The organism is Pontibacter rugosus, assembly GCF_042678745.1.
Classification (GTDB): Bacteria; Bacteroidota; Bacteroidia; order Cytophagales; family Hymenobacteraceae; genus Pontibacter; species Pontibacter rugosus.
In genome coordinates this window covers 1-9,468 of sequence record NZ_JBHTLD010000190.1, presented here as the reverse complement: position 1 = coordinate 9,468, position 9,468 = coordinate 1, and the positions used below count along the sequence as shown (strand labels likewise).

Here is a 9,468-nt window from a genome sequence, read left to right as displayed (position 1 = left end):
GCTTACTTTTAGCGTTAGTAACGTTTAAAGTAAGTATGATTGTATCTTTTGGGTCAAAGGAAACTGAAAAAATCTGGAATGGGGAAAGGGTAGCGAAGCTGCCTATGGAAATCCAGACGATTGGCAGACGTAAATTAAGAATGCTGAATAACTCTCAAGATATTGCTGACCTTCGAATTCCTCCTTCCAATAGATTAGAAAAGTTAGCGGGAAACCTGAAAGAGTTCTACAGTATCAGGATAAACAGCCAATGGAGAATCATCTTTCGATGGAGTAACGGCCAAGCATCACAAGTAGAAATTATAGATTACCACTAAGAAGAAAAAAATGGAGCGACTACCTAATATTCATCCAGGAGAGGTATTGCAAGAAGAGTTTCTTACTCCACTAAGCATTACAGCTTACAGGCTTTCGAAGGACATTGGTATACCTCAAACCAGAGTGTCTGAGATTTTGAAAGGAAACAGGCGCATTACAGCCGATACAGCCTTAAGATTAAGTTACTACTTTGGCAACTCCCCTAAGTTCTGGCTCGGGTTGCAAGACGATTACGATTTGGAAGAAGAAATGATAAACAAGCAAAAAGAGCTGGAAACAATAAAGCGCTTCGAGAAGAACGCCGCCTAATACAACGCAGCTATACCCCTTGCCATGGTGTGCTTCGGCTGTTTCCTCCAAAATTCCCCACCCATACTTCCACAAGCCGCAAACCGCTATCTTTGCACCAGCAAAACCTATAGCTATGATTGACGAGACACATAACCCCTGGACTACCCTTTCCTCTAAAGATATTTACCAGAACCCCTGGATTAAAGTGCGCGAAGACCAGGTGCTGAACCCGAGCGGCGGCGAAGGCATCTACGGTGTGGTGAGCATGAAGAACAAGGCTATCGGCATCATCCCCATCGATGACGAAGGTTATACCTATCTGATCGGCCAGTACCGATACCCGTTGAACGAGTATAGTTGGGAAATACCCATGGGCGGCGGCCTGATAGAAAACGACCTGCTGGAGTCGGCAAAGCGGGAACTGAAGGAGGAAACCGGTTTTACAGCAGCCAAGTGGGAGAATATCTGCCGCCTGCACACCTCCAACTCTGTAACCGACGAAGAGGGCTTTGTTTTTCTGGCGCAGGAACTAACCGCCGGCGAAACTGCTTTTGAAGAAACAGAGGAGCTGCACATTAAGAAAGTGCCTTTCAAAGAAGCCGTGCGCATGGCCATGAGCAACGAGATTACCGATGCCATTAGTGTGGCAGGTATTTTGAAGGCTGCTTTTATATTGCAGGAACAGGGGAGGCTGTAGCGGCTTTTTTATACTTGGCGACAGCCCCTCACGTTTAAACCTTATACAAGCCAGCACTGTGTTGACAGGGGTTGTACACTAAGGTATTATTATTACATTTGGACGTATGAAAGCTGTTAAATACCTATCTCACAGAATTTACACAACCTGGTGTGTTACCTGGTTTGTACTTCCGTTTGTGGTTACGTATCCGTTGCAGGCGGTGCTGATGCGTAAAAAGAAGTGGTACAGCCAGTTGCATAACATCAACAGGTTTTGGTCTTCCTCAGCTTTGCGCATGTTTCTGACGCCGCTGACAGTAGAATGGCGCATGAAGCAGGATAAAAAGCAGCGTTATATTTTCACACCTAACCATAGCTCCTACTTAGATATTCCGGTGGTGCTGCATGCCATTCCCGGATTTATTAACTTTGTAGGCAAGAGCGACCTGTGCAAGGTGCCGCTTTGGGGAAAAGTATACGAAAAGCTGTATATTTCAGTAGATCGCAAAAGCCCCATCAGCAGTGCGAAGAGCTACATCAAATCGTCTAAAACGCTGGAGGAGGGGAGAAGTCTGGTTATTTTTCCGGAAGGCACTATTCCCAAAACAGCCGGAGAGCAGATGATGGCTTTCAAAGACGGGCCTTTTAAATTGGCAATAGAGAAGCAACTGCCGGTAGTGCCGATTACCATGCCGTACAACCAGCACTTCCTGCCCGACCTGGATGGAAAGCTGAAAGTGCGCTGGCACCCGCTTAAAATTATCATACATGAGCCTATCGCAACAGAGGGGCTAACGCTGGCCGACCTGCCACAGCTAAAGGAGCAGGTGTTTAACATTATTCAACTAGAACTTAGCAAACATAACGAAGTACATGTCAACAGATATTCAGACTATCCGAAAAATAGCGCACTTAGCCAGACTTGAGTTTAACGAGGAGAAAGAGCAGGAAATGCTCCAGGACCTGAACAAGATCCTGAACTGGGTAGACCAACTGCGCGAGCTGGATACCGAAAACATTGAGCCGCTAATTCACATGTCAGAAGAGGTGAACGTGCTGCGTGAGGATGAGGTGCGCAATACCGTCTCCCACGAAGAAGCTCTGTTGAACGCTCCTAAAAAAGACTCAGATTATTTCCGTGTACCAAAAGTAATGGAGTAATCTGTAGGCATAAGTAAAGAGACTGGTCTATCCTGCCATGGCTTTAAGTATAAAACTTAGGCTATGCGGTAAGAAGTACAACCAGCATATCTTGTGTCTTATGTCTTGATACTTGTGTCCTGAAAATATGAATAAAATAAAGTTTTGGGAAGGATGGGATACAAATACCAGGTATCCCTATCTTTTTTTACTGCTGCTCACAGTGCTGGCCCTGCTGCTGGGCGTCTACCATTATTTTACCGGCGAGAACAGCCTTTTTGCCTGGGATAAAATAACAGATATGCAAGTGGTGCCGATGCCGGTGCATGAGGTAACGCGCCTACTGGAGCCCTTCACCCTTACCGCCGACGGCTACCTGCTGCTGGAGCAGTATGATGTAGCCTTGCCAGAGGTAAACACACTGGCAGCCTCGGTGCTGCTCATTCTCCTTGCCATCTGCGTGGCGTTTTATGCCGCCGCTATCAGCACGATGCGGCAGATGCCATACTTTGCAAGTATGCTGTTGCTGATGCTGTTCCTGGCTACCTTCAACTTTGATTTGCTGGGCGTATTTGGCGGAGGGGCAAGCCAGACAACCCTTTTAATAAGTATAGCGCTGCTGTCAGTAGGCAGTTATACCTTTCAGGCTTTTTTACCAAACACTAACTTTTCGCTGCGGGTGCTGGCTATGCTAGGCCTGGTTACCCTGTTAGGCCTTTTGATCTATACAGAGGCTGATTTTACGCCTGAGTTAATCACCTTACACCTCGTAAGCTATAGCTCTATCGGCCTGATGATTACTACTGTACTGTTTATGCTGTGGGTGGCCTACGAAAACGTAAATGCGCTTCTCTGGGTCAATACACAGGCAAGCACCCCGGAAAGGCGTTTTTCGATGTGGCAGTTTCTGCTTATCAGTATTTTATACTTGTTAAGCCTGTTGCTGATGTACCTGCGCCACGTAGGGTATATTCAATCAGACATTATTCGCCTGAACGGCTACATTATCCTGTTTTTATCTACAGTGGCGGGTTTCTGGGGCATGCGCCAGCGCGAGCAGGTGTATGGCGGCTTGTTTTCTTTTAGGCCAACAGGTGCTGTGTTATACTTGGTGTTTGCTACGATGGCCTTTCTAAGTATAGGCTATGCTTTCGCTACCGCTAATGATTCGCTTACCAGGCTCTATCACGACCTGATTATCTATACACATCTGGCTTTTGGTTTTGGCTTTTTGCTGTACGTGATGATAAATTTTGGGCGTTTGCTGGAGCAGCGTCTGCCTGTATACAAGGTGGTGTATGAACCCCAGAAGTTTACCCTTTTCTCGTTCTTTATCGTGAGTATGGTGCTTTGCGTTATCCTGGTGATGCGTACGCAGTATCGTTCTTACTTTCATGCGCAGGCCAGCTATTACAGCTATATCGGCGACCTATACCGTGCCTCTGGCAACGATATGCTGGCAGAGCGCTTTTACGAGGAAAGCGATGTGTATGACAACAACAACGTAAAAGCAAACTACAGCCTGGCCGCCATGTACCGGGAGGGGCAACAGCGCAATAACGAAATCCTGAAGCTGCAGGAGGCCATAGATAAGCGCCCTAACCCGAAGCTATACATCCGGCTGGCTAATATTTACGATGAGAAGCAGTACTTCTTCGAGAAGATGTATGTGCTGCAGCAGGGAGCAGATAAGTTTCCGGAAAGCGCTGAAATCTATAATAACCTGGCCCTGCTTTACGCTCAAACCAGTGTGCAGGACAGCACCGAGTACTATTTTAACTTGGCGCAGAAGTTTGCTTCTGACGAGGATCTGGTCTATAGTAACCGCTTGGCCTACTATACACGGCAGGCCATGCTGGAGCCTGCCAAGGCGGTACTAGAGGAATCCAGAAAAGGCAAGTATAAAACACTGCGCAGCAACCAATCCGTGCTGCGCCAGTTGCTGGGCATGGACCCGCAAAGCAAAGAGGAGTTTGCGCCTGACTCACTGCAGGCAATAGAGGATTTCGCGTTGTTCTATAACCAGACCATCAGCCGCCTGAACCAGGGCGATACCTCGCGCTTGAAAGCAATTGATACGTACCTTGCCTCGCCGGGAAACCAGATCTTCTCCAGTGATCTCCTTTACCTGAAGGGCCTGGTGCACCACTACAATGGGCTGCCACAGCAAGGCCGCAATACAGTGGAGAACCTGGCTCTGCAAATGGAAACCCAAAGCGGGTATTACTACAATGCGCTGGGGCAATGGATGCTGGAGGAAGAGAACTACAGCGCTGCCGCTGCCTACTTTAAACAAGCCAAAGACAGAGGTTATCAGCCGGCTTACTTGGCTGAGGGCTATGCACAGGCGCTGGCCCATCAGCCGGAGGCTGCCATAGCCGCCCTGGAAGAAGTGGGCTTTACTGAAAATGAGGCCGCTGTTGCCGTGGCGCAACACTTAGTGTCGTTGCTGCAAAAAGATGTTCCGGCGGTATTAGCAGAATCATCTGACAAAGATAAAGTACAGTACCTGCTTGCTTACCTGCCTACGCTTACGCTGGAGCAGGTAAGCGCGCTTGTAAATGCTGTACAGGAGAAGGACCTGAAGCGCCGTGCCCTGGTGGCACGCGTAGATTACTTGCTGGATAATAAGCGTTTAAAAGCAGCTTATAGTGCTATAAAGGAAGCATCGGACCAGTTAAGGCCAGAAGATGAACTGCGCTCTAAGTTAAATCTGCAGCAACTTAGACTGTGGCTTTATACTGAGCAGTACGACGTGCTGCTGAACAGGCTCGATAAACTTTACCTTACCGAGCGGGACAAGCGCCACAGTTTATACTTTAAGGCTCGTGTTGCAGAGGTTAAAGGCCGCAAAGAAGAGGCCGCCACACGGTATGAGCAGGCAATGAAAATGCTTATCTATGATGAGGAAACCATACTGGCTGCTGCGGAATTTTTCAACAAGTATAAGCCGGAAGAAGAGAAAGCATATAATATTCTGCTGAACGGGATCACCTATAACCCTTTTGCTGCTAAACTCCAGCAGGCCTATGCTTTAGAGAGCCTGGACCAAGGTTTATACTCTTATGCAGAGCGTGCAACGGAAACATTACAGAATTTGCTTACTGCCGCAGAATACAGTACATTTATACAGAAGTTCGACCAAAAACGCCAGGAAATAGAGGCTCGCGCTGAAAACTGGCAGCTATGAAAAAAGCCGTATGAGCACTATCATCGAAACCCACGACATCTCTAAAGTATACCGCATGGGCGCGGAGACAATTCATGCCCTGAAATCGGTGTCCATCACCATTCAAAGAGGCGAGTACGTAGCCTTTATGGGGCCTTCTGGTTCTGGTAAGTCTACCTTCATGAATATTATCGGTTGCCTGGATACTCCCACAGCCGGATCTTATATTCTGAACGGCCAGGACGTAAGCAACATGACAGATAATGAACTGGCAGAAGTGCGGAATAAAGAGATTGGGTTTGTGTTCCAGACCTTTAACCTGCTGCCCCGCCAGAGTTCTCTGGAAAACGTGGCCCTGCCGCTGATTTATGCCGGCTACAATAAAAGCCAGCGAGAAGAGAAAGCGCAACTGGCACTAGAAAGTGTAGGACTGGGTACGCGTGGCAAGCACAAACCAAACGAATTATCTGGTGGCCAGCGGCAGCGTGTAGCCATTGCCCGTGCCTTGATCAACGACCCCAGCATTATACTTGCCGACGAACCAACAGGTAACCTCGATACCAAAACATCTTACGAGATTATGGAGTTGTTCGAGAACCTGCACTCCAAAGGCAATACTATCATTATGGTAACGCACGAAGAGGACATTGCCAAGTATGCGCATCGCATCGTACGCCTCCGCGACGGCTTAGTGGAATCTGACACAGTTAATACAGACATAGCTACAGCTGCCCGCATGCAGGCAGAACAAGAACACTAATGAAAATATATACTAAAACAGGCGACAAAGGCACTACCGCTCTTATCGGTGGCACCCGTGTGGCTAAATCACATTTGCGTATTGAAGCCTATGGCACTGTAGATGAATTAAATTCATACATCGGGCTGGTACGTGATCAGGAAGTAAACAAAAGTCGCCTTGCTATACTTAAAGAAATACAAGACAGGCTTTTTACCATAGGAGCCCTGCTGGCAACCGATCCTGGTAATTCAAAAATGAAAACCCCGGACCTGCACGAGGAAGATGTTACGCTGCTGGAGCAGGAGATAGATAACATGACAGCCGAGGTGCCGCCTTTGCGTGCGTTCGTGCTGCCGGGAGGCCATCAGTCGGTTTCTTTTTGCCACTTAGCCCGCTGCGTTTGCCGTCGTGCTGAGCGTCTGGCCATCAGTTTACAGGAGGTGTCGGAGGTGGAGCAGCTGGTTATAAAATATTTGAACAGACTTTCTGACTATTTATTTGCCCTTTGCCGTAAAATGACTCAAGAGCTAGGTGCCGAAGAGGTAGCCTGGAAACCAAGAATTTAGCAACTCATACGATAAACCCTAACGGAATTAAAAACGAAACTTACTATGTCAATAGATATGCTTACTATACCGGCGCAGTGCGTGACAGAATCGCGTATTCAGGAGCTGGATTATAACAACATTGAGTTCGGGAAAATATTCTCAGACCATATGTTTGTTGTTGATTATAAAGATGGTGCCTGGCAGAATCCACAGATAATGCCTTATGGCCCCATGTCGCTTAACCCGGCTACATCAGCCTTGCATTATGGCCAAGCCATTTTTGAAGGAATGAAAGCCTACCGTGATGCCAACGGTGATATCCTGATGTTCCGCCCGGTAGATAACCTCAACCGTCTGAATATTTCAGCGGAGCGTATGTGCATGCCTGCGTTGCCGGAAGACCTCTTTATGCAGGGCTTAGAGCAACTCCTTAGACTGGATGCTGCCTGGGTGCCACCAACCTCTGGCTGTGCCTTATACCTGCGCCCGTTCATGTTTGCCACAGATGACTTTATTGGGGTGCGTCCTTCGGCAACCTACCGCTTTATCATCTTCTCTTGCCCGGTAGGCGCTTATTACGGTCAGGCGCTTAAAGTTGCTATAGAGCCGCAATTTGTTCGCTCTGCAGAGGGTGGTGCCGGCTATGCCAAAGCAGCAGGTAATTACGGTGCAGCGCTTCTGCCTGCCCGCAAAATGCAGGATAAAGGCTATCACCAACTTATCTGGACCGATGCCAAAGAGCATAAGTACATAGAAGAGTCTGGTACCATGAACGTGATGTTTGTAATAGATGGTAAATTGATCACGCCACCTGTTAGCACCACCATCCTGAAAGGTATTACCCGCGATAGCGTACTAACCCTTGCGCGTGAGTTAGGCTATACAGTAGAAGAGCGCAAAGTGGCAATAACAGAACTGGTAGAGGCGCATAAAGCCGGTAAACTGCAAGAGGCATTCGGTACAGGTACAGCGGCTACGATCGCACAGATCGCCACCATCCATTACGATGGCACAGATATGGACCTCCCAGCTGTTGAGGGGCGTGAAATATCAAACAGGTTAGCAACAGAATTAGATAAAATTAAAACAGGACAAGCGCCAGATCCCCTTAACTGGGTGCAGCGCATTAACCTGTAGAGTATGTCTTTACCATGCAGCAGGTGTACATGCCCTGATGTCTGTTGCCGGTAAAGTATAGTATAAGGTGCTGAAGTATAAATGTGTTATTTATACTTCAGCATTTTGTTGTTTAAAAGGAAGTATAACCCCATTACGCTAATGACAACTGAGCAAGTAAAAGAGTTGAAGGCCAGAGTAGAGGCCTTGAGGAGGTATCTTTGACTACGATACCAAGAAAGAACAAGTAGCAGAAACTGAAAGACAAACCACTGCCCCGGACTTTTGGGACGACCCTAAAGCCGCAGAAAAGATTCTGAAGGAAATAAAGTCGATCAAGGTATGGACGGACCATTACGAGGAGGTGGAGAAAGCTGTATCAGACTTTGAGGTATTGTTTGATTTCTACAAAGAAGGCGACGTATCAGAGGAGGACATTGCAGCTGAATCCAAAAAAGCAGAGCAGGCCGTAGAAGGTTTAGAGTTCAAGCGTATGCTCAGCGAAGAGGAAGACCAGCTAAATGCTATTATCGAGATAAACCCAGGTGCGGGTGGCACAGAAAGCCAGGACTGGGCTGAGATGCTGATGCGCATGTACATCATGTGGGCCGAATCGCATAGGTTTAGTGTGAAGCAGATAAACTACCAGGCCGGTGACGGCGCAGGTATTCGTTCTGCTACCCTGGAGATAACCGGTGATTTTGCCTATGGATACCTGAAGTCTGAGATCGGCGTACACCGCTTGGTTCGCATCTCTCCGTTTGATTCAGGTGGCCGCCGCCATACTTCGTTTGCTTCCATATTTGCTTATCCTGTGGTGGATGATACCATCAACATAGAGGTGAACATGAGCGATATCGACTGGGACACTTTCCGGTCAGGTGGTGCAGGAGGGCAGAACGTAAACAAGGTGGAGACGGCTGTCCGGTTAAAGCACAAGCCAACAGGTATTGTGATCGAATGTCAGATTGAACGCTCGCAGCTAATGAACAAGGAGCACGCCATTCGCATGCTCCGCTCCAGGTTGTATCAGATAGAGTTGGAGAAGCGCTATGCTGAGCGAGACCGAATCGAGAGCACAAAGAAGCGCATCGACTTCGGATCACAAATACGCAACTATGTGCTGCACCCATACAAGCTAGTGAAAGATGTACGTACCGGTGTAGAACGCTCCGACGTACAGAACGTGCTGGACGGAGATCTGGATGAGTATATTAAAGCATTCTTGATGCAGACATAGACTGAAAGGCTGTTTTCATACTTCTAAACAAGAGCGGCACTCCTTTAGGAGTGCCGCTCTTGTTTAGAGGCTACAGGAAGAAAGTATGATGTTGTAATTGCTTGAATAACAGTAGATATAGTGCCATGTTGGATGCATTAATTTCTGTGTTAGTGAGCAAAGAAATTTTATACATATCTTCTTTGCTTACATAATGCTTGTGGCGCTACGGAAATTGAAAATAAAT

10 protein-coding genes are annotated in these 9,468 nt (G+C 47.5%); all 10 read left to right on the top strand.

Annotated elements, in window-relative coordinates; translation table 11 throughout:
- The first annotated feature begins 35 nt into the window (after positions 1 to 35).
- The 10 genes from ACFQ2O_RS17050 (at position 36) to prfB (ending at position 9,242) form a co-directional block, all read left to right on the top strand.
- A complete protein-coding gene (locus ACFQ2O_RS17050) occupies positions 36 to 317 on the top strand; it encodes a type II toxin-antitoxin system RelE/ParE family toxin (protein ID WP_377530535.1) in 282 nt (93 codons plus the stop codon).
- 10 nt (positions 318 to 327) lie between these two features.
- The gene (locus tag ACFQ2O_RS17045; protein WP_377530533.1) at positions 328 to 627 is read left to right on the top strand and encodes a HigA family addiction module antitoxin; all 300 of its coding nucleotides are present in this window, start codon (positions 328 to 330) and stop codon (positions 625 to 627) included.
- 115 nt (positions 628 to 742) lie between these two features.
- Positions 743 to 1,306, top strand: a complete 564-nt coding sequence (locus tag ACFQ2O_RS17040; RefSeq protein ID WP_377530529.1) for an NUDIX domain-containing protein — start codon at positions 743 to 745, stop codon at positions 1,304 to 1,306.
- 106 nt (positions 1,307 to 1,412) lie between these two features.
- A complete protein-coding gene (locus ACFQ2O_RS17035; RefSeq protein ID WP_377530525.1) occupies positions 1,413 to 2,213 on the top strand; it encodes a lysophospholipid acyltransferase family protein in 801 nt (266 codons plus the stop codon).
- A complete protein-coding gene (gatC, locus tag ACFQ2O_RS17030) occupies positions 2,161 to 2,448 on the top strand; it encodes an Asp-tRNA(Asn)/Glu-tRNA(Gln) amidotransferase subunit GatC (protein WP_377530522.1) in 288 nt (95 codons plus the stop codon). The genes ACFQ2O_RS17035 and gatC overlap by 53 nt, the downstream gene beginning before the upstream one ends.
- A gap of 127 nt (positions 2,449 to 2,575) precedes the next feature.
- Positions 2,576 to 5,617: a tetratricopeptide repeat protein gene (locus ACFQ2O_RS17025; RefSeq protein WP_377530518.1), complete on the top strand. Its 3,042-nt coding sequence runs from the start codon at positions 2,576 to 2,578 to the stop codon at positions 5,615 to 5,617.
- A gap of 10 nt (positions 5,618 to 5,627) precedes the next feature.
- Positions 5,628 to 6,356 (top strand): ABC transporter ATP-binding protein, encoded by a 729-nt coding sequence (locus ACFQ2O_RS17020; protein ID WP_377530515.1) that lies wholly within the window; start codon positions 5,628 to 5,630, stop codon positions 6,354 to 6,356.
- Positions 6,356 to 6,904: a cob(I)yrinic acid a,c-diamide adenosyltransferase gene (locus ACFQ2O_RS17015; RefSeq protein ID WP_377530513.1), complete on the top strand. Its 549-nt coding sequence runs from the start codon at positions 6,356 to 6,358 to the stop codon at positions 6,902 to 6,904. The genes ACFQ2O_RS17020 and ACFQ2O_RS17015 overlap by 1 nt, the downstream gene beginning before the upstream one ends.
- Before the next feature lie 45 nt (positions 6,905 to 6,949).
- Positions 6,950 to 8,023, top strand: a complete 1,074-nt coding sequence (locus ACFQ2O_RS17010) for a branched-chain amino acid aminotransferase (RefSeq protein WP_377530511.1) — start codon at positions 6,950 to 6,952, stop codon at positions 8,021 to 8,023.
- A gap of 141 nt (positions 8,024 to 8,164) precedes the next feature.
- Positions 8,165 to 9,242 (top strand): peptide chain release factor 2 gene (prfB, locus tag ACFQ2O_RS17005; protein WP_377530509.1). Its coding sequence is split into 2 segments (ribosomal slippage): positions 8,165 to 8,224 and positions 8,226 to 9,242, totalling 1,077 coding nucleotides; the frame shifts between segments, so codons are not numbered across the junction.
- Positions 9,243 to 9,468 lie beyond the last annotated feature (226 nt).

What these genes read in the sequence shown, in the direction of transcription:
- ACFQ2O_RS17050 (WP_377530535.1), top strand. Translation starts at nt 36, where the DNA reads ATGATTGTATCTTTTGGGTCAAAGGAAACTGAAAAAATCTGGAATGGG.
- ACFQ2O_RS17045 (WP_377530533.1), top strand. Translation starts at nt 328, where the DNA reads ATGGAGCGACTACCTAATATTCATCCAGGAGAGGTATTGCAAGAAGAG.
- ACFQ2O_RS17040 (WP_377530529.1), top strand. Translation starts at nt 743, where the DNA reads ATGATTGACGAGACACATAACCCCTGGACTACCCTTTCCTCTAAAGAT.
- ACFQ2O_RS17035 (WP_377530525.1), top strand. Translation starts at nt 1,413, where the DNA reads ATGAAAGCTGTTAAATACCTATCTCACAGAATTTACACAACCTGGTGT.
- gatC (WP_377530522.1), top strand. Translation starts at nt 2,161, where the DNA reads ATGTCAACAGATATTCAGACTATCCGAAAAATAGCGCACTTAGCCAGA.
- ACFQ2O_RS17025 (WP_377530518.1), top strand. Translation starts at nt 2,576, where the DNA reads ATGAATAAAATAAAGTTTTGGGAAGGATGGGATACAAATACCAGGTAT.
- ACFQ2O_RS17020 (WP_377530515.1), top strand. Translation starts at nt 5,628, where the DNA reads ATGAGCACTATCATCGAAACCCACGACATCTCTAAAGTATACCGCATG.
- ACFQ2O_RS17015 (WP_377530513.1), top strand. Translation starts at nt 6,356, where the DNA reads ATGAAAATATATACTAAAACAGGCGACAAAGGCACTACCGCTCTTATC.
- ACFQ2O_RS17010 (WP_377530511.1), top strand. Translation starts at nt 6,950, where the DNA reads ATGTCAATAGATATGCTTACTATACCGGCGCAGTGCGTGACAGAATCG.